The 18722-nt window shown below is 56.2% G+C and carries 19 protein-coding genes; 8 read left to right on the top strand and 11 right to left on the bottom strand.

What is annotated here, in order from left to right:
* The first annotated feature begins 1 nt into the window (after position 1).
* From glpK to fpr, 3 genes are all read left to right on the top strand, one after another.
* Positions 2-1510 carry a glycerol kinase GlpK gene (glpK, locus tag IPZ49_RS07550; protein WP_022649801.1) on the top strand — a complete coding sequence of 503 codons (1509 nt, stop codon included), beginning with the start codon at positions 2-4 and terminating at the stop codon, positions 1508-1510.
* Between the two features lie 170 nt (positions 1511-1680).
* Positions 1681-2691 (top strand): class II fructose-bisphosphatase, encoded by a 1011-nt coding sequence (gene glpX / locus IPZ49_RS07545; RefSeq protein ID WP_023307187.1) that lies wholly within the window; start codon positions 1681-1683, stop codon positions 2689-2691.
* 96 nt (positions 2692-2787) lie between these two features.
* Positions 2788-3534 (top strand): ferredoxin--NADP(+) reductase, encoded by a 747-nt coding sequence (fpr, locus tag IPZ49_RS07540; RefSeq protein ID WP_022649803.1) that lies wholly within the window; start codon positions 2788-2790, stop codon positions 3532-3534.
* Here the strand turns inward: fpr and IPZ49_RS07535 are convergent, their stop codons facing one another.
* Positions 3535-3954 (bottom strand): DUF805 domain-containing protein, encoded by a 420-nt coding sequence (locus IPZ49_RS07535; protein ID WP_022649804.1) that lies wholly within the window; start codon positions 3952-3954, stop codon positions 3535-3537.
* Positions 3955-4066: 112 nt separating this feature from the next.
* On the opposite strand from IPZ49_RS07535, the gene IPZ49_RS07530 reads away from it, so the two are divergent.
* Together IPZ49_RS07530 and tpiA are read left to right on the top strand one after the other, a co-directional pair.
* Positions 4067-4663, top strand: coding sequence for a DUF1454 family protein (locus IPZ49_RS07530; RefSeq protein ID WP_022649805.1), 597 nt, complete (start codon positions 4067-4069; stop codon positions 4661-4663).
* A gap of 111 nt (positions 4664-4774) precedes the next feature.
* Positions 4775-5542: a triose-phosphate isomerase gene (tpiA, locus tag IPZ49_RS07525; RefSeq protein WP_003862019.1), complete on the top strand. Its 768-nt coding sequence runs from the start codon at positions 4775-4777 to the stop codon at positions 5540-5542.
* Positions 5543-5589: 47 nt separating this feature from the next.
* Here the strand turns inward: tpiA and IPZ49_RS07520 are convergent, their stop codons facing one another.
* The 6 genes from IPZ49_RS07520 to cpxP all read right to left on the bottom strand — a co-directional run bounded on the left by IPZ49_RS07520 (position 5590) and on the right by cpxP (position 11735).
* Positions 5590-6894 carry an SLC13 family permease gene (locus tag IPZ49_RS07520; protein WP_023307188.1) on the bottom strand — a complete coding sequence of 435 codons (1305 nt, stop codon included), beginning with the start codon at positions 6892-6894 and terminating at the stop codon, positions 5590-5592.
* A gap of 73 nt (positions 6895-6967) precedes the next feature.
* Positions 6968-7711, bottom strand: a complete 744-nt coding sequence (locus IPZ49_RS07515; RefSeq protein WP_023307189.1) for a CDP-diacylglycerol diphosphatase — start codon at positions 7709-7711, stop codon at positions 6968-6970.
* A 111-nt stretch (positions 7712-7822) separates the two neighbouring features.
* The gene (locus IPZ49_RS07510; protein WP_023298902.1) at positions 7823-8812 is read right to left on the bottom strand and encodes a sulfate ABC transporter substrate-binding protein; all 990 of its coding nucleotides are present in this window, start codon (positions 8810-8812) and stop codon (positions 7823-7825) included.
* A gap of 231 nt (positions 8813-9043) precedes the next feature.
* The gene (gene pfkA / locus IPZ49_RS07505; protein ID WP_003862009.1) at positions 9044-10006 is read right to left on the bottom strand and encodes a 6-phosphofructokinase; all 963 of its coding nucleotides are present in this window, start codon (positions 10004-10006) and stop codon (positions 9044-9046) included.
* Between the two features lie 184 nt (positions 10007-10190).
* Positions 10191-11075: a CDF family cation-efflux transporter FieF gene (gene fieF, locus IPZ49_RS07500; protein WP_063146857.1), complete on the bottom strand. Its 885-nt coding sequence runs from the start codon at positions 11073-11075 to the stop codon at positions 10191-10193.
* A 153-nt stretch (positions 11076-11228) separates the two neighbouring features.
* Positions 11229-11735 carry a cell-envelope stress modulator CpxP gene (cpxP, locus tag IPZ49_RS07495; protein WP_023305089.1) on the bottom strand — a complete coding sequence of 169 codons (507 nt, stop codon included), beginning with the start codon at positions 11733-11735 and terminating at the stop codon, positions 11229-11231.
* A 150-nt stretch (positions 11736-11885) separates the two neighbouring features.
* On the opposite strand from cpxP, the gene cpxR reads away from it, so the two are divergent.
* Positions 11886-12584, top strand: a complete 699-nt coding sequence (gene cpxR / locus IPZ49_RS07490; protein WP_003862004.1) for an envelope stress response regulator transcription factor CpxR — start codon at positions 11886-11888, stop codon at positions 12582-12584.
* Positions 12581-13954 carry an envelope stress sensor histidine kinase CpxA gene (cpxA, locus tag IPZ49_RS07485; protein WP_022649811.1) on the top strand — a complete coding sequence of 458 codons (1374 nt, stop codon included), beginning with the start codon at positions 12581-12583 and terminating at the stop codon, positions 13952-13954. Before cpxR ends, cpxA begins: the two co-directional genes overlap by 4 nt.
* A 99-nt stretch (positions 13955-14053) precedes the next feature.
* Here cpxA and yiiM read toward each other — a convergent pair whose 3' ends face one another.
* The gene (yiiM, locus tag IPZ49_RS07480; protein WP_038416933.1) at positions 14054-14728 is read right to left on the bottom strand and encodes a 6-hydroxyaminopurine reductase; all 675 of its coding nucleotides are present in this window, start codon (positions 14726-14728) and stop codon (positions 14054-14056) included.
* A 66-nt stretch (positions 14729-14794) separates the two neighbouring features.
* The gene (gene sodA, locus IPZ49_RS07475; RefSeq protein ID WP_003861999.1) at positions 14795-15415 is read right to left on the bottom strand and encodes a superoxide dismutase [Mn]; all 621 of its coding nucleotides are present in this window, start codon (positions 15413-15415) and stop codon (positions 14795-14797) included.
* A 288-nt stretch (positions 15416-15703) separates the two neighbouring features.
* Between sodA and rhaT the strand changes: the two genes are divergently transcribed.
* Positions 15704-16738, top strand: coding sequence for an L-rhamnose/proton symporter RhaT (rhaT, locus tag IPZ49_RS07470; RefSeq protein WP_022649813.1), 1035 nt, complete (start codon positions 15704-15706; stop codon positions 16736-16738).
* Here the strand turns inward: rhaT and rhaR are convergent, their stop codons facing one another.
* Both rhaR and rhaS read right to left on the bottom strand, forming a co-directional pair.
* Entirely contained in the window at positions 16739-17587 is an 849-nt protein-coding gene (gene rhaR / locus IPZ49_RS07465) for an HTH-type transcriptional activator RhaR (RefSeq protein WP_063146856.1), read from the bottom strand. It lies immediately after the preceding gene.
* 73 nt (positions 17588-17660) lie between these two features.
* Positions 17661-18497, bottom strand: a complete 837-nt coding sequence (gene rhaS / locus IPZ49_RS07460) for an HTH-type transcriptional activator RhaS (RefSeq protein ID WP_022649815.1) — start codon at positions 18495-18497, stop codon at positions 17661-17663.
* Positions 18498-18722: the final 225 nt, after the last annotated feature.

Below are 18722 nucleotides of genomic sequence, written 5' to 3'. Positions count from 1 at the left end.
CATGACCGAAAAAAAATATATCGTTGCGCTCGACCAGGGCACTACCAGCTCCCGCGCTGTCGTAATGGATCATGACGCGAACATTGTCAGCGTGTCTCAACGCGAATTTGAGCAAATCTATCCGCGTCCAGGCTGGGTTGAACACGACCCGATGGAGATCTGGGCATCACAAAGCTCCACGCTGGTGGAAGTGCTGGCGAAAGCCGACATCAGTTCTGACGAGATTGCCGCTATCGGTATCACCAACCAGCGTGAAACCACCGTTGTCTGGGAGCGCGAAACCGGTAAGCCCATCTACAACGCCATTGTCTGGCAGTGCCGCCGCACCTCAGAGATCTGCGAAAAACTGAAGCGCGACGGAATGGAAGAGTACGTGCGCAGTACAACCGGTCTGGTCATTGACCCCTATTTCTCCGGCACCAAAGTGAAGTGGATCCTCGATCACGTGGAAGGTTCACGCGAGCGTGCACGACGCGGCGAGCTGCTGTTTGGCACCGTCGATACCTGGCTTATCTGGAAGATGACTCAGGGACGCGTTCACGTCACCGACTACACCAACGCCTCGCGCACCATGCTGTTCAACATCAACACCTTGGAGTGGGATGACAAGATGCTGGACGCGCTGGACATTCCGCGTGCGATGCTGCCAGACGTGCGCAAATCTTCAGAAGTATACGGCCAGACCAACATCGGCGGTAAAGGCGGCACCCGTATTCCTATCGCCGGTATTGCCGGTGACCAGCAGGCGGCGCTGTTCGGCCAGCTGTGCGTCAAGGAAGGGATGGCGAAGAACACTTACGGCACCGGCTGCTTTATGCTCATGAACACCGGCGAGAAAGCGGTGAAATCAGAAAACGGTCTGCTGACCACCATCGCCTGCGGCCCACGCGGTGAAGTGAACTATGCCCTGGAAGGGGCGGTATTCATGGCGGGCGCCTCCATTCAGTGGCTGCGCGACGAGATGAAGCTGATCAGCGATGCGTTTGACTCCGAATACTTCGCGACCAAAGTGAAAGACACCAACGGCGTATACGTGGTGCCAGCGTTTACCGGTCTGGGCGCACCGTACTGGGATCCGTACGCCCGCGGCGCGATTTTCGGCCTGACGCGCGGTGTGAACTCAAACCACATTATTCGTGCGACCCTGGAATCCATCGCCTACCAGACGCGCGACGTGCTGGAAGCGATGCAGGCGGACTCCGGCATTCGTCTGCACGCCCTGCGCGTGGACGGCGGTGCGGTAGCCAACAACTTCCTGATGCAGTTCCAGTCCGACATTCTGGGTACCCGCGTTGAACGTCCTGAGGTGCGAGAAGTGACGGCGCTGGGCGCGGCGTATCTGGCAGGTCTGGCGGTTGGCTTCTGGCAAAACCTTGACGAGCTTCAGGAAAAAGCGGTGATCGAACGCGAATTCCGTCCAGGCATCGAAACCACCGAGCGCAACTACCGCTACAGCGGCTGGAAGAAAGCGGTGAAACGTGCCCTGGCATGGGAAGAGCACGACGAGTAAGACAGACTCACCCCTCACCCTAACCCTCTCTCCAAAGGGGCTAGGGGACTTAAAACACCCTCTCCCCTTTGGGGAGAGGGCCGGGGTGAGGGGCTCAGACCGCACCACCCCTCCCCCTCCCCACTCTGTGATAAACTTCGTGCAATTCCTTTTGATTGTACGAGTACCTCATGAAACGTGAACTTGCTATCGAGTTTTCCCGCGTCACCGAAGCTGCCGCCCTCGCAGGCTACAAGTGGCTGGGCCGTGGCGACAAAAATACCGCAGACGGCGCAGCCGTCCACGCCATGCGCATTGTGCTTAATCAGGTCAATATCGATGGCACTATCGTCATTGGCGAAGGCGAAATCGACGAAGCCCCGATGCTCTACATCGGTGAAAAAGTCGGGACAGGCAAAGGCGATGCGGTGGATATCGCGGTCGACCCGATCGAAGGCACGCGCATGACGGCGATGGGCCAGGCCAATGCGCTGGCGGTGCTGGCGGTGGGCGATAAGGGCTGCTTCCTCAACGCGCCAGATATGTACATGGAAAAGCTGATTGTCGGTCCTGGTGCTAAAGGCGCTATCGACCTTAGCCTGCCGCTGGATGCCAACCTGCGCAATATCGCAGCGGCGCTGGGTAAACCGCTCAACGAACTCACCGTGACCATCCTGGCGAAACCGCGCCACGACGCCACCATCGCTTATCTGCAAGCACTCGGCGTGCGCGTATTTGCCATTCCTGATGGCGACGTTGCCGCCTCTATTCTGACCTGCATGCCGGACAGTGAGGTCGACGTGCTTTACGGCATCGGCGGCGCGCCGGAAGGTGTGGTCTCTGCGGCAGTGATCCGCGCGCTGGACGGCGATATGCAGGCGCGTCTGCTGCCACGCCATGAGGTCAAAGGCGACAGCGACGAGAACCTTCGCATTGGTGAAGACGAACTGGCGCGCTGTGCGGCGATGGGCATCGAGGCCAATAAAGTGCTCGCGCTGAACGAGATGGCTCGCAGCGATAACGTGGTCTTCTCCGCAACCGGCATCACCAAAGGCGATCTGCTGGATGGCATCACCCGCAAGGGAAACATGGCCACCACTGAAACCTTGCTGATCCGCGGCAAATCCCGCACCATTCGCCGCATTCAGTCCATTCATTATCTCGACCGCAAAGACCCGGACGTACAGACGCACATTCTGTAAAACCGTTTGATCGATAGAGCTTTCCGGCCCGAATGGGCTGGAAATGTTTCCCACAAGTACGGAAGATAGAAGAGAGAAACAGCACAGGAGAAGATCATGGCGGACTGGGTAACAGGTAAAGTCACAAAGGTACAGTTCTGGACCGATGCGCTATTTAGCCTCACGCTGCACGCTCCCGTTCATCCGTTTACCGCCGGGCAGTTTGCCAAGCTCGGGCTGGATATCGACGGTGAACGCGTACAGCGCGCCTACTCTTACGTTAACGCGCCTGATAACCCGGATCTCGAGTTCTATCTGGTCACCGTCCCGGACGGTAAGCTCAGCCCGCGCCTCGCCGCGCTGAAACCGGGCGATGAGGTGCAGATTGTCTCCGACGCGGCGGGGTTCTTCGTGCTGGATGAAATCCCCGACTGTGACACGCTCTGGATGCTGGCGACCGGCACGGCCATCGGCCCGTATCTCTCTATCCTGGAGTACGGCAAAGATCTGGAGCGCTTTAAGAATATCGTGCTGGTCCACGCCGCGCGCTACGCCGCAGACCTGAGCTATTTGCCGCAGATGCAGGCGCTGGAACAGCGATATGGCGGGAAGTTAAAAATTCAGACGGTGGTCAGCCGCGAAACCGCAGCTGGCTCGTTAACCGGCCGCGTTCCGGCGTTGATTGAAAGCGGCGCGCTGGAAGAGGCGGTGGGTTTACCGATGAATACCGAAACCAGCCATGTGATGCTGTGCGGTAATCCGCAGATGGTGCGCGATACGCAGCAACTGCTGAAGGATACCCGGCAGATGACGAAACACCTTCGCCGCCGACCGGGCCATATGACCGCCGAACACTACTGGTGATCAGCGGTACTTCACCTCAAGGGTATCTTTTCCGTATTTGTTCTCGCTCTGGGTGCCAATAAACGCACCCAGTTCGACAACCATCATCACAAAGATAACCGTCGGCAGCAGTCTGCCCACCACCCACGGGAGGATGGAGGGCAGCATTGACCAGTTCCCCGCCACCAGCATCCACGCCAGAATAATCAGAAAAGCCCAAGCGCCGGAGCGACCGCGATCGTGCAGACGTTTCACCACCACGGCGGCGGTTGGCCACAGTAAACAGACCAGCGCAAAAGCCGCAGTTTGCGTGCTCAGCCAGGCGTTATAGGCAACAAAAAACAGAAGCAGCATGGCGACAACCCACGCTGCCATCCAGATCCAGAAGTCACGGCGTCCAATACGCCCTTTGAATGAAAACAACCACTGCTGTATGGTCATGTAAGGTTCCTTATTATTGTTTAGCCCGCATTTTACCCTGGAGTTGTGACCTTTTGACAAGCCGACCAGATATCGTTTTAATCATGGGCAATAACGGCCAGGGGCAATGTTGATGAAAAGTTCGGCACACTCTCTTTATTTGTGTTTAGCGATGCTGAGCGCCAGTTTTTCTCTGCACGCCGCGGAACCGGCTTCCCCGGTCACCGCCCCCTACCTTCTGGCGGGCGCCCCCTCTTTCGATCAATCTATCAGCCAGTTCCGCGAAGCCTTCAATAAAGAAAACCCCTCGCTTGCGCTGGGAGAGTTCCGTGCGATTGACGGTGCCCGAGATACGCCAACCCTGACCCGCGCTGCCAGCAAAATTAACGAGAATCTATATGCTTCCACTGCCCTTGAGCGCGGAACGTTAAAAATCAAAAGCATGCAGATCACCTGGTTGCCGATTCAGGGCCCAGAGCAGAAAGCGGCGAAAGCGAAAGCGCTGGAGTATATGAGCGCTATTCTGCGCGCCTTTACCCCCACCTTCACGAAAGCGCAAAGCCAGCAAAAGCTGCAAAAACTGCTTACCGCCGGGAAAAACAAACGCTATTACGCCGATACGGAAGGTGCCGTTCGCTATGTCGTCGCAGATAACGGCGAAAAGGGGCTGACCTTCGCGGTTGAACCGATTAAGCTGGCCCTATCAGACGCACTCGAGGGGGCGAATTAATGACAAAAAGCAAAGCCTTTCGAGGGAAAATCTCTATACTGATTCACAGACCATGCTGCCCTTAAGGGTGGCCATATTCCTTAATTCGCTTATTGAGCGTGGAGAATTGAAATGCGACATCCTTTAGTGATGGGTAACTGGAAACTGAACGGCAGCCGCCACATGGTAAACGAACTGGTTGCTAACCTGCGTAAAGAGCTGGCTGGCGTGACCGGCTGCGCGGTTGCTATCGCTCCGCCGGATATGTACCTGGATCTGGCTAAACGTGCCGCTGACGGCAGCCACATCATTCTGGGCGCGCAGAACGTTGACGTTAACCTGTCTGGCGCGTTTACCGGTGAAACCTCCGCTGAAATGCTGAAAGACATCGGCGCGAAATACATCATCATCGGCCACTCTGAGCGTCGCACCTACCACAAAGAATCTGACGAGTTCATCGCGAAGAAATTCGCTGTGCTGAAAGAGCAGGGTCTGATCCCGGTTCTGTGCATCGGTGAAACCGAAGCAGAAAACGAAGCGGGTAAAACCGAAGAAGTGTGCGCACGTCAGATCGACGCTGTGCTGAAAACCCAGGGCGCGGCAGCGTTCGAAGGCGCGGTTATCGCTTACGAGCCAGTCTGGGCGATCGGTACCGGCAAATCTGCAACTCCAGCGCAGGCACAGGCGGTGCACAAGTTCATCCGTGACCACATTGCAAAAGCAGACGCGAAAGTGGCTGAGCAGGTCATCATCCAGTACGGCGGTTCCGTTAACGCATCAAACGCAGCTGAGCTGTTCACCCAGCCAGACATCGATGGCGCGCTGGTTGGCGGCGCATCCCTGAAAGCAGACGCTTTCGCGGTGATCGTTAAAGCGGCAGAAGCGGCTAAGCAGGCGTAATTGCCTTTGGGGCGGGTGGCGCTTCGCTAACCCGCCCTACAAAACCACTACAAACGTCCTAATACGCTAAACCACAAATAATCCAGCGGCAGCAGCACCAGATACGTCGCAATCGCCAGCGCCAGGCAGAGCAGCATCCCCGCCTTCGCAGGCACTTTCCCTAAGCCCATCGCCACCACAATCGGCGACGCCTGATACGGCAGCAGCGGCGTGGAATACCCCAGCACCTGAATCATGATCACCGACAGCAGCGGGAAGCCGGTCGCGTCGGAGAAGCTCTGCGCCAGCGTGGTGTACAGCGCCGGAACGCCGTTGGCGGTCATAATGAAGTTGAGCGCCGTGGTGATCCCCGTCAGCGCCAGGAAGCTGGTAAACGGGCGGTCTGCATCCAGCGGCATGATATGGAGCAACGCCTCGCCTACGGCCGCACCGATACCGGTCTGCGTCACCGTAATGGCCAGCCCGAGTATACCCGCGACGTAAATACAGGTGCGCATATTCACCCCCGCCGAGAACTCCTCGCCGGTGATAAATCCGATGCGCGGCAGCATAACGATGACCGAGGCCGCCAGCCCTGTCCACGCTGGGCCCACGCCATGCCAGCTCTCCGTTACCCACATCGTCAACACCACCGCCAGCAGCCAGGCGAGTCGTTTTTCGTCACGCCCCATCGGTTCAGACGGCGTCAGATCCTTCGCTGGTTTCGGGCTACCGGGGAACAGCCAGCAGATCAGGCCAATCAGAATCAGGCCTTTGAGAATACCCAGCACCGGCGTGTGCAGCAGCAGATACGGGACATAGTTGAGGTGGATACCGTATGAGCCCTCCGCCGCGCCGCTCATCACCAGGTTTGGCACGTTAGCGGGCAAAATAGTGGCCGAGAGCTGGAAAGTGCCAAACCCGACCGCCAGCGCCAGGCCAAACCAGGCCCGCGAGCCATCAGGAATGCCGGCCCGCTTCGCCATCGCGGCGACAATCGGCATCAGCAGCGCAATACGTCCCATGTTCGACGGCATCACGAATGCCAGGGCATAGCTCAGCAGCACAACGCTTGCCACCATCAGCACCCAGGAGTCGGTAAGCTTTGCCGACAGCGCCCGGGCGGCCCTGTCCGCCAGGCCGGTTTTCCGAATCGCCACGCCCAGCACAAAGCCGCTGAACACCAGCCAGAAGGCAGACGAGGCGAAGCCGCCAAAGATCACTTCCGGCGGGGCGATTCTGGCGGTCATCGCCGCCGTAAAGAACAGCAGCGCGGTGATAAATTCCGGCAACAGCGACGTCGCCCACAGCACGATGGTGACGCCGACGATCAGCGAGGGAAGCAGCAGAGGATGCGTTAACCAGAGCGACATACCTGTCTCCTGTAGAATTTTTCAGCAAGTCTACGGCGACAGGCAGGGCGAGTAAACGCTATTTATGGTGGGGTCACTTCAGGATATCGCATTGATGATCCTGCAATTCCTCAGCCGACGCACGGTTAAAGGTAAGCAGGTTACGCTCTGTCGCCAGCAATACAAACGAGCCGTCCGACTGCTGCGCCATCGCCAGCGCGAAGCGTCCCATATGGTCGCGCGCTTCCGGCAGTTCTTCCGCCAGCATCATAAACGGGCTGCGCTGCACCAGTTCGTTCTCCGTCACCCGACGGGCAAGGTACTCATGCCCTTCCAGCCCGCCCGGAAGCGGTAGCCACTGGGTGCTAATTTGCCCCTGCGCCGCGTTCAGCTTCTCGCGCACGTCCGGGCGCAGGCAGGAGATGTGGATATGAAAATGGTTCTGCGTGCGCCCGGTCGGGGAGTTGATGGTCAGCGAAATAGCGCTGTCAGGCACGTCGGCTCCCCGTTTCATGCTCATAAAATGACGAGACTGCCATGCCAGCCAGAAGAAATTCGGTGTCTGAGGCTCAGTCAGCAGCGGGCTTTCGGTGCCGTTGATACGGTACGTGGGCATCAGCAGGTATTGCAGCGGTCCGTTGCGGTCCTTGAACACCACGTAGCCCGCATCTGGCATCACCTGCGCACACGGTGCCGGGTTACGGTTATGCAGCTGGTTGGGCACACACTGGTCGAGAACGATATGACGCAACGCATTCGGATTACCCGCTTTCATCCAGTACACGCCGCCTGCGGCAAGGGCGATAACGATCAGAATCAGTAAGATAATTTTTTTCACAACGCGTTCCCTGTTTTCAATAGAGGCAAAAGAGTAACGCAAAATGATGACCAAATAAAAAACCCGGTGGATTTCTCACACCGGGTTACCGTGTCGTTCTTTGTAAAACGCTTAGCGCTTGCTGATCTGGTCGAAGGTGCCGCCGTTAGAGAAGTGCTCTTTTTGCGCTTTGGTCCAGCCGCCAAAAACATCATCGATAGTGAACAGCTTCAGTTTCGGGAAGGCGTTTTCGTATTTCTTCGCGACGGCCTCATCGCGCGGGCGGTAGAAGTTTTTCGCCGCAATTTCCTGCCCTTCCGGTGAGTAGAGGTACTTCAGGTAGGCTTCCGCCACCGCTTTGGTGCCCTTCTTATCAACAACCTTATCGACGACGGAGACGGTCGGCTCAGCCAGGATGGATTCGCTCGGGGTCACGATCTCGAATTTGTCTTTACCCAGCTCGTTGGTCGCCAGCAGGGCTTCGTTTTCCCAGGCAATCAGCACGTCGCCGATGCCGCGCTCGACGAAGGTGTTAGTTGCGCCGCGCGCGCCGGAGTCCAGCACTTCGACATTTTTAAACAGCGCTTTCACGAATTCCTGCGCTTTAGCCTGGTCACCGTTGTTGTGGTGCAGGGCGTAGCCCCAGGCCGCCAGGTAGTTCCAGCGTGCGCCGCCGGAGCTTTTCGGGTTCGGCGTGATGACAGACACGCCCGGCTTAATCAGGTCGTTCCAGTCTTTAATCTGTTTCGGGTTGCCTTTGCGCACCAGGAAGACAATGGTCGAGGTGTATGGCGCAGAGTTGTCCGGCAGGCGCTTGATCCAGTTTTTGTCGATACGGCCACGCTCCGCGATCGCGTCTACGTCATAAGCCAGCGCCAGGGTAACCACATCGGCTTCAATGCCGTTGATCACCGATGTCGCCTGCTTACCTGAACCGCCGTGAGACTGGCGAACCACCACGTTATCGCCGGTTTCCTGTTTCCAGTGCGCCGCAAAAGCTTTGTTGTACTGGTCGTACAGTTCACGCGTCGGATCGTACGACACGTTCAGTAACTGAATGTCCTTTGCCAGAACGCTGGTCGATGCCAGCAATAATGTTAACCCCACGCCCCATTTATTCATCGCCCGGCTCTCTTGTTTAGTGTTTTGATGAATGCAGCGTGCCAGAAAGCTAACCGATGATTAAAGAATAAAAAAAGATTGGCTATAACGTGGAGGAATAAAAAAAGTGAATGAGCGGCCTGATGCCCTCACCCCAACCCTCTCCCACGGGAGAGGGAGCAACCATAAAAAACGGTAACCCAAGGGTTACCGTTTTGCATTTACCTTGCCGCCACCGGGCAACAGAGCCGATCAGTACAGTTTTTTCGCGCAGTCCAGCCAGTCACCTTTGAACGGACGCTTCATGTTTTCAATGGCGTCGATGATGTCATGGTGAACCAGTTTCTCGTTCTGAATACCGACGCAGCGGCCGCCGTGGCCCTGTAGCAGCAGCTCGATCGCGTACGCACCCATGCGGGACGCCAGGATACGGTCGTACGGGCCTGGGGAACCGCCACGCTGAATGTGACCCAGAACGGTCGCGCGGGTTTCGCGTTTGGTTTCGGTTTCGATGTACTTCGCCAGCTCGTCAACGTCACAGATGTGCTCGGTGATAGCAACGATGGCGTGTTTCTTACCTTTCGCGATGCCGGCTTTGATCTCTGCGACCAGATCTTCACGGCTGAACTCTACTTCCGGAACTACCACGAACTCACAGCCACCGGCAATGGCCGCCGCCAGGGTCAGGTCGCCGCAGTAACGGCCCATCACTTCAACAATGGAAATACGCTGGTGAGAGGAAGAGGTGTCACGCAGGCGGTCAATCGCTTCCACAACGGTACCCAGCGCGGTGAAGTAACCGATGGTGTAATCAGTGCCTTTGATGTCGTTGTCGATGGTGCCAGGCAGGCCGATGCACGGGAAGCCCATTTCAGTCAGACGTTTTGCACCCATGTACGAGCCGTCGCCGCCGATAACCACCAGCGCATCCAGACCCCGTTTTTTCATGTTTTCGATAGCCACTTCACGGATGTGTTCGTCACGGAATTCCGGGAAGCGCGCGGAACCGAGGAAAGTACCGCCACGGTTGATCATGTCAGACACGCTGTAGCGGTCGAGCTGAACCATGCGGTCTTCATATAGACCCAGGTAACCGTCATAGATACCAAAAACTTCCAGACCTTCCGTCAGCGCTGCACGGACAACCCCACGGATTGCCGCGTTCATGCCCGGCGCATCACCGCCGCTTGTCAACACACCGATTTTCTTAATCATGACTACCTCTGAACTTAGGAATGCAAAATTGAAATCTGCTGCCGGAAGAAACTGTTCAACCGTCGAATACTGCAAATAGTATATCAATCCCTTCCAGCTGAATTGATTCAGGTCAGGCCATATGGTGGTAATTTATCCACAAAATGCTGGTCTGGCTCACTTTTTTACAACGAATTACGAAAGCTCAAAACGCCCTGGGGACGACAGAGCACGGATCCTGGTGAATAATGACGTCTGACCCAGGGAAACGCTGCAAAATCGCCTGCTCCACCTGTTCAGCGACCATATGCGCCTGAACCAGTGGCAGGTTGTCTTCCATTTCCAAATGAATCTGAATAAAGCGGGTCGGCCCTGACTGCCGCGTACGAAGATCGTGAGCACCACTGACGCCAGGCCAGTGGGTCACGATGGCATAAATTTCATCACGTTCTGCATCCGGAAGCGCACGGTCAAGAAGCGACTGTACCGCGTCATACCCCATCCGCAACGCGCAGTATAAAATATAGATCCCTATCCCTAACGCAAACAACGCATCGGCACGATGCCAGCCATACCAGGCCAGACCGAGCGCAATAAGAATTGCCCCATTCATCATAACATCAGACTGATAATGAAGCATATCGGCCCGTACAGCCTGGCTTTGTGTTTTGCGTACAACCCAGCGCTGGAACGTTACAAGAACAAGTGTGCTTATAAGTGCAACTACGGTTACGACCACACCAACGCCCGGATCGTTCATCGGAGAAGGCGAAATAAGATGCTGAATGCCGGTCAAAAACAGGAAAAGCGCGGAGCCAGAAATAAACATACTTTGTGCCAGCGCGGCCAGCGATTCCGCTTTGCCGTGGCCAAACGTATGCTCTTCATCCGCCGGTTGCAGCGAATAGCGCACCACCAGCAGGTTGGTCAGCGAGGCGGCAATATCCACAAGTGAATCCACCAGCGCCGCCAGAATACTAACCGACCCGGTGTACCACCACGCGAAAATTTTAATGATCAGCAAACACGACGCCGTCACCGTCGCGGCGATTGCGGCCCGGCTTACCAGCCGTCCATAGGATTGATTCATAAACACTCCTGTCATGCCATGGCGCTAGTATAACGGATGGTTGAGGAGTCAAAGGATGAATAAACGGTTAACAACACTGAACGATGGGCAAAAAAAACCCCCACATCATGTGGGGGAAGACAGGGATGGTGTCTATGGCAAGGAAAACAGGGTTTACTGGTTACTACGGGTACTGCTATTGCTACTGAAAAGCGTCATATCTGAGCTTCGCTGCATCCGTGCAACCTCACGCAACTGGTTCATACGTTGCTGATGTTTGGTATTCAAAACCGCTTGCTGCTCGGGCGTTAGCAGGTGGAACATCTGGTTGCGTACCTTCGCCATTTCTACCTGGCGGGCAACCTGTTCCTGCGCCATTTTTTCTGCCTGAGCGCGTACAGCGCTTTCGTCAAAATTTTCTGCGGTGACAAGGCGATGCATTGTCTCCATTTCGCTAACATTAACAGGGGGCTGGTCGTGTCTTGCCCTCTGCATCAGATCTCGCATCTGTTGACGCTGATGTTCGGTTAAACTTATGCCGTCAAACATATGGCTTTGGCTGCTGTGCTGCGTTGCGCCCTCTGCTGAGGAACCGTTATCGCTGTTGATAGCTACAGCAGCCTGGCTAAACGCACAGAAGGCCAGCGTTGAGGCCATGACGGCAGCGGTAACTTTGCGCATCACTTGCTCCCAAAATCTTTCGTGTCGCGATTCAACGAGAGACAGTCTACGATTCAGGCTGCAAACATGCGTCAGGGGGTGTAAAACAACGTAAAGTCATGGATTAGATAGCCTTGATGTCGTAATTTCTGCCTCGGAGGTATTTAAACAATGAATAAAATCCTGTTAGTTGATGATGACCGAGAGCTCACATCTCTTTTAAAGGAGTTGCTCGACATGGAAGGTTTCAACGTCCTGGTTGCCCATGATGGGGAACAGGCGCTGAGTCTCCTTGACGACAGCATCGATTTACTTTTGCTCGACGTCATGATGCCGAAGAAAAACGGTATTGATACGTTGAAAGAGCTTCGCCAGACACACCAGACCCCCGTCATTATGCTGACCGCGCGCGGCAGCGAGCTTGACCGCGTACTCGGCCTTGAGCTGGGTGCGGATGACTATTTACCTAAGCCGTTCAACGACCGTGAACTGGTGGCCCGTATTCGCGCGATCCTGCGCCGCTCTCACTGGAGCGAGCAGCAGCAGAATACCGACAACAGCTCACCTACGCTGGAAGTGGACTCCCTGAGCCTGAACCCGGGCCGCCAGGAAGCGAGCTTCGACGGTGAAACGCTGGAGCTAACCGGCACCGAGTTCACCCTGCTGTATCTGCTGGCGCAGCATCTCGGCCAGGTGGTGTCGCGTGAACACTTGAGCCAGGAAGTGCTGGGCAAACGCCTTACCCCGTTTGACCGCGCCATCGATATGCATATCTCGAACCTGCGCCGTAAACTGCCGGAGCGTAAAGACGGTCACCCCTGGTTTAAAACTCTGCGTGGTCGCGGTTATCTGATGGTTTCCGCTTCATGATAGGCAGCTTAACCGCCCGCATCTTCGCCATCTTCTGGCTGACGCTGGCACTGGTTTTAATGCTCGTTTTGATGTTGCCAAAACTCGACTCACGCCAAATGACGGAGCTGCTCGACAGCGAGCAACGTCAGGGCGTGATGATCGAGCAGCACGTGGAAGCGGAGCTGGCAAACGATCCGCCGAACGATTTAATGTGGTGGCGCAGGCTGTTTCGCGCTATCGACAAGTGGGCGCCCCCCGGACAACGTCTTTTACTGGTCACTAGTGAAGGCCGCGTGATTGGGGCCGATCGCAATGAAATGCAGATTATCCGCAACTTTATTGGCCAGGCGGATAACGCCGATCACCCGCAGAAAAAGAAATATGGTCGGGTAGAAATGGTGGGCCCTTTCTCGGTGCGGGATGGGGAAGATAACTACCAGCTCTACCTGATTCGCCCCGCGAGCAGTTCCCAGTCCGACTTCATCAACCTGCTATTTGACCGTCCGCTGTTGCTGTTGATTGTCACCATGCTGGTTAGTTCCCCGCTGCTGTTATGGCTGGCGTGGAGCCTGGCGAAACCGGCGCGTAAGCTGAAAAACGCGGCGGACGAAGTGGCGCAGGGCAACCTGAGGCAGCATCCGGAGCTGGAATCCGGGCCGCAGGAGTTCCTGGCCGCCGGAACCAGTTTTAACCAGATGGTGAGCGCGCTTGATCGAATGATGACGGCCCAGCAACGTCTGCTGTCGGATATCTCCCACGAGCTGCGGACGCCGCTCACGCGTTTACAGCTGGGTACCGCCCTGCTGCGCCGTCGCAGCGGTGAGAGCAAAGAGCTGGAGCGTATTGAGACGGAAGCGCATCGCCTGGACAGCATGATCAACGATCTGCTGGTGATGTCGCGTAATCAGCAGAAAAACGCGCTGGTGAGCGAAACGGTGAAAGCCAATCACCTCTGGCATGAGGTGCTGGACAACGCGGCCTTCGAAGCGGAACAGATGGGCAAATCCTTCACCGTCAATTTCCCGCCGGGCCCGTGGCCGCTGTACGGTAACCCCAACACGCTGGAAAGCGCGCTGGAGAATATCGTGCGTAACGCCCTGCGCTACTCGCACACGAAGATTGAAGTGGCGTTTTCGGTGGATAAAGACGGGATCACTATCATCGTGGACGACGACGGTCCAGGCGTCAGCCCGGAAGATCGCGAGCAGATTTTCCGTCCGTTCTACCGTACCGACGAGGCGCGCGACCGTGAATCTGGCGGTACGGGGCTGGGTCTGGCGATTGTTGAAACCGCCATGCAGCAGCACCGTGGCTGGGTGAAAGCCGATGACAGCCCGCTGGGCGGGCTGCGGCTAACGCTGTGGCTGCCGCTGTATAAGCGTTCGTAATCCCCTCGCCCTAACCCTCTCCCCATAGGGGAGAGGGGACGGCTCGGTGCGGTCTTTTCACCCTCGCCCCTTTGGGGAGAGGGCCGGGGTGAGGGGCAATTATTTCCCCCACAATCTCCGCGAACTGCTCTCGATCTTGCCGCTTATCCGCCGCTTCTGCATCGTTCTGGTCCAGCTGGTGGATAATCCTGCCGCTGACAGCAGGCGGTGAAACTGTTCATCGTCGAACGGCATATGCCAGGCAATGGCACAGGCCTCGAATACCGACACCTCACTCAGGCGCGAAGCCAGCTCAATCGGCGCATCCGCCGAAACCTGTCCCGCCTGCACAACGCGATACAGCCAGCCGGTTTTACCCGCGTTTTGCAGCTGGGCCGACATATCCTGAATGCCAAAATGGTAGTTAAGCTTGAAGCACGGCGAGCGCGGCTGGGTGACCTGAATCAGAGCATCGCCCCAGCGATAAATATCGCCAATAAAGACGTTCTTCTCCGTCAGCCCTTCCGTTGAGAGATTTTCGCCAAACGCGGGGGCGACGAAAAGGTCCGCCTGTTCAGGAAATTCGGTTTTCCAGTGCTGATAGTGCTCGCGCGGATAGTGGCACAGCGCGCGATCGGGCCCGCCGTGGATTTTCTTTTCGGCCTGCTGGTCGCCCGCCAGACCAAGCTCGGTAAGCGTCAGCTCACCGTCGACCTGCACTTTGGCGATAGCGCTAGGGCGACTGCCTTCGTACTCCCTTACCTTGCCTGTAAACACATTCACCGGGTAATGCATCTCCACTCCTTCAGATACAAAAAAAGCGAGTCATCAGACTCGCTTCTCACAGGCGTCAATGCAACCTTATTTTTTAGCGGCGAAACGCGCTGCTGCTTCGTCCCAGTTCACTACATCCCAGAAGGCTTTGATGTAGTCAGGGCGACGGTTCTGGAACTTCAGGTAGTATGCGTGTTCCCACACGTCCAGACCCAGAATTGGGAAGCCGGATGCGCCAGAGATAGCTTCACCCATCAGCGGGGAGTCCTGGTTTGCGGTTGAAACGACCGCCAGTTTGTCACCTTTCAGGACCAGCCACGCCCAGCCAGAGCCGAAACGGGTTGCAGCGGCTTTTTCGAATTCCGCTTTGAAGTTGTCAACGGAACCGAAGTCACGCTCGATAGCCGCTTTCAGGTCGCCCTGAAGGGTGGTGCCGGTTTTCAGGCCTTTCCAGAACAGGCTGTGGTTAGCGTGACCGCCCGCGTTGTTGCGCAGCACGGTTTTCTTGTCTGCTGGCAGCTGGTCCAGTTTGGTGATCAGCTCTTCAACAGGCAGATTAGCGAACTCTGGCAGGCTTTCCAGCGCAGCATTCGCGTTATTCACGTAGGTCTGGTGATGTTTAGTGTGATGGATTTCCATCGTCTGCTTGTCGAAATGCGGTTCCAGTGCGTCGTAGGCATACGGCAGGGATGGCAGTGTATAACTCATAATCCTCTCCATTATTGTCGGGCGGCACAGCTGTTAATGCCGCGTAAGCAGTTGGTTCATTATAGTTAATTAAATGATATTGAAAATGATTATCAATGCCGTAGTTTTTATAAGGTTATTCGGTTTTTGAGAAATGAAGGAATTGTGAGTCTGCTCACGCGGTTAACGTGCTGATTGCCATTCAAAACAAAAGTGCGGCAACCTTCTGAAGGTTCCCAAACCGCCTAATTTTTACACTCATCAAGTCGGCGGGAAGCCTCCGGCTATAAAAACGATGAGGATGTAAAAATGAATCATGCGATTACGATGGGTATCTTCTGGCATTTGATAGGCGCGGCCAGTGCAGCCTGTTTCTATGCCCCGTTTAAAAAGGTGAAAGGCTGGTCATGGGAAACCATGTGGTCCGTTGGCGGTACCGTGTCCTGGCTGATTTTGCCGTGGACAATCAGCGCCATGCTGCTGCCCGATTTCTGGGGCTACTTCTCCTCCTTCAACGCCTCCACCCTGCTGCCGGTATTCCTGTTCGGCGCGATGTGGGGTATCGGTAATATCAACTACGGCCTCACCATGCGCTACCTCGGCATGTCGATGGGGATTGGCATCGCGATCGGCATTACGCTGATTGTTGGCACCCTGATGACGCCAATCCTCAACGGCAACTTCGATGTGCTGATCAACACCCAGGGTGGGCGAATGACGCTGCTGGGCGTGCTGGTAGCGGTGATCGGCGTGGGAATTGTCACCCGCGCGGGCCAGTTGAAAGAACGCAAGATGGGCATCAAAGCCGAAGAGTTCAACCTGAAGAAAGGGCTGCTACTGGCGGTGATGTGCGGCGTCTTCTCGGCGGGCATGTCGTTCGCGATGAACGCCGCCAAACCGATGCACGACGCCGCTGCGGCGCTGGGCGTCGACCCGCTGTACGTTGCCCTGCCAAGCTACGTGGTGATCATGGGCGGCGGCGCACTGGTAAACCTCGGCTTTTGCTTCATTCGTCTGGCAAAAGTGAAGAATCTGTCGGTAAAAGCCGACTTCTCGCTGGCAAAACCGCTGATCGTCACCAACGTCCTGCTTTCCGCCCTCGGCGGTCTGATGTGGTATCTGCAATTCTTCTTCTACGCCTGGGGTCACGCCAGTATTCCGGCGCAGTATGACTACATGAGCTGGATGCTGCACATGAGCTTCTACGTGCTGTGCGGCGGGCTGGTTGGGCTGGTGCTGAAAGAGTGGAACAACGCCGGGCGTCGTCCGGTTGGCGTGCTGAGCCTGGGCTGCGTGGTGATTATTATTGCGGCCAATATCGTCGGCCTCGGCATGGCGAACTGATTACGCTGCCTTTCGACTGCGATGACGCCACTGAACCGGCGTCATCCCCACCTCACGGTTAAACACCACCGAAAAGTAGTTACTGTCCTCAAAGCCGCAGCGCATCGCCACTTCACTCACCATCAGCTCCGTATGCTGTAACAGATACTGAGCGTGGCAGATGCGCAGCTGGCGCAGATAGTGGTTTACCGTCATCCCCGTCTGGGTGCGGAACTGCTGGCGCAGCGCGCGCTCGCTGCACTGCTCCTGCTCGCAGAATTTTTCCAGCACGAAACTCTTGTTAAGACTGCCCGCAAGCCGGGTGATGAGCTTATCCAGCAGCGCTTCCTGCGTGGTGGCAGAGGGATTATCCGTAGCGTAACGATGGCGCTTCAGGGTTATCACCAGCTGGGCAAAAAGCAGCTCCGACATCTGGTTTGCCACCGGATCGCTCTTCTGGCTCTCCTGCTCCAGCTGGGAAATCGTCTGGCGCACCTGAGCCATGCCGTTGCTGCTTAAGCGCCAGTGCGGTTCGCCTCTGGCATCATGAAAACCGGGGATATTGCCCGCCCAGTCGACATTCAGTTTAAGCCTGTCAGGGCAGTAGATGACGTTCTGCAACACCAGATCGTTAACCGAGGCGTAAGAGTGTTTATCTTCGGCGCGGATGTAGAACAGGTCTCCGCGCGTGATGCGGTAGGGACGGTCGTTGAGGACGTGCAGGCCGTTGCCCCGCCACACCAGCACCAGCTCGCAGAACTCGTGGGTATGCTCGGCAAAGACGTTTTGCGGATAGCGGTCCGCCACCGCGACGGCCTGACTCGCGGAGGCAAAAAAATCATCTTTACGAAGAATTAACTGAGCAGCCACACCACAACCTCGACGGCGAATAACCGGACATTATTAGCCTTTCTGCGGTAAAAAAACGGTGACTGCCCTCGCGTTACTGAAGCAACGCGTCTTTCCCCTGACGGATATCGCGCGGCGACCAGCTAAATTCCCGACGAAACAGCGTTGAAAAGTGGTTACTGTCGCCGAAACCGCAGCGATAGGCGATATCCGTGACGCTTTCATCCGTGTGTCTTAAAAGGTGACGCGCTTTGATCAGGCGCAGACGGTTGAGGTAGCGCTGCGGCGTCAGCCCGGTATGCTGCTTGAGCTGACGATGCAGCGTGCGCAGCGAGAGCGAAAAGTCATCCGCCAGCGTTTCCCAGCAGACATCTTCGGCAAAATGATCTTCCAGCCAGGCCATCAGCTGATTCAGGCGCGCGTCGTTATTTTCCAGCCCTTCCACCAGGCTGCTGCGCCGCAGCAGCACCAGCAGCTGCATAAACAGCATCTCGCGGGTAGCAATGGCGTGCGTCTCCTGTCCATCCTCGCTCTGCTCCATCTGGCTTACCAGCTGACGCACCTGCTGCAACGTGGACTGATTCACCCGCCAGTGCGACGGATAATGGCCGTCCTTCTCCTGCGGCAACAGCTGATTCAGCCCGGAGAGAAACTGAAACGCATCCGGAGAACGATAGAGCACATTGGTCAGGCACAGGTTATCGGTATGTTCATACAGGTGCCTGTCGTGATCGCGCACGAAGCACACCGTACCGCCGCTGATGGTATACGGCTGACCATTAAACACGTGGATGCCCGTTCCGTGCTCAACAATCACAATTTCATGAAAATCATGATGATGTTCCGGGAACGCAGCCTGAGGCAGCCGTGGCTCAATCGCAACCGGCGAAGCCCCCGAAGGAAAAAAATCGACGCTGTGCAGTACGGTCATAACGGCCTCTACCAATGAGAAAAGTTCTCAAAATAGTAATTAAGGCCTTCCCCGCTCACCTTAAATTTTTGACAGAAAACCGCGCAAAAGCTGCCGGTTTTTCAAGAAACAGGCGGAAAGATCGGGAAATGCGGTCAGCGTCACACTGCCTGCAAACCCCGCGATTACTGGAAACTGTGAACTCCCTCACGTTCATCTTTGCTTTCTTGCCAGCGCGAGATTTGG

It is taken from the genome of Enterobacter cloacae complex sp. S2, from assembly GCF_015159675.1.
Classification (GTDB): Bacteria; Pseudomonadota; Gammaproteobacteria; order Enterobacterales; family Enterobacteriaceae; genus Enterobacter; species Enterobacter intestinihominis.
The sequence above is the reverse complement of the archived record's forward strand: the minus strand, read 5'-3'. Positions and strand labels throughout refer to the sequence as shown.

Coding starts and splice junctions, on each gene's coding strand:
- rhaT (WP_022649813.1), top strand. CDS start 15,704: ATGAATCATGCGATTACGATGGGTATCTTCTGGCATTTGATAGGCGCG.
- rhaS (WP_022649815.1), bottom strand. CDS start 18,497: ATGACCGTACTGCACAGCGTCGATTTTTTTCCTTCGGGGGCTTCGCCG.
- cpxR (WP_003862004.1), top strand. CDS start 11,886: ATGAATAAAATCCTGTTAGTTGATGATGACCGAGAGCTCACATCTCTT.
- glpX (WP_023307187.1), top strand. CDS start 1,681: ATGAAACGTGAACTTGCTATCGAGTTTTCCCGCGTCACCGAAGCTGCC.
- yiiM (WP_038416933.1), bottom strand. CDS start 14,728: ATGCATTACCCGGTGAATGTGTTTACAGGCAAGGTAAGGGAGTACGAA.
- sodA (WP_003861999.1), bottom strand. CDS start 15,415: ATGAGTTATACACTGCCATCCCTGCCGTATGCCTACGACGCACTGGAA.
- IPZ49_RS07535 (WP_022649804.1), bottom strand. CDS start 3,954: ATGACCATACAGCAGTGGTTGTTTTCATTCAAAGGGCGTATTGGACGC.
- glpK (WP_022649801.1), top strand. CDS start 2: ATGACCGAAAAAAAATATATCGTTGCGCTCGACCAGGGCACTACCAGC.
- fpr (WP_022649803.1), top strand. CDS start 2,788: ATGGCGGACTGGGTAACAGGTAAAGTCACAAAGGTACAGTTCTGGACC.
- IPZ49_RS07530 (WP_022649805.1), top strand. CDS start 4,067: ATGAAAAGTTCGGCACACTCTCTTTATTTGTGTTTAGCGATGCTGAGC.
- cpxP (WP_023305089.1), bottom strand. CDS start 11,735: ATGCGCAAAGTTACCGCTGCCGTCATGGCCTCAACGCTGGCCTTCTGT.
- tpiA (WP_003862019.1), top strand. CDS start 4,775: ATGCGACATCCTTTAGTGATGGGTAACTGGAAACTGAACGGCAGCCGC.
- pfkA (WP_003862009.1), bottom strand. CDS start 10,006: ATGATTAAGAAAATCGGTGTGTTGACAAGCGGCGGTGATGCGCCGGGC.
- fieF (WP_063146857.1), bottom strand. CDS start 11,075: ATGAATCAATCCTATGGACGGCTGGTAAGCCGGGCCGCAATCGCCGCG.
- IPZ49_RS07510 (WP_023298902.1), bottom strand. CDS start 8,812: ATGAATAAATGGGGCGTGGGGTTAACATTATTGCTGGCATCGACCAGC.
- IPZ49_RS07520 (WP_023307188.1), bottom strand. CDS start 6,894: ATGTCGCTCTGGTTAACGCATCCTCTGCTGCTTCCCTCGCTGATCGTC.
- cpxA (WP_022649811.1), top strand. CDS start 12,581: ATGATAGGCAGCTTAACCGCCCGCATCTTCGCCATCTTCTGGCTGACG.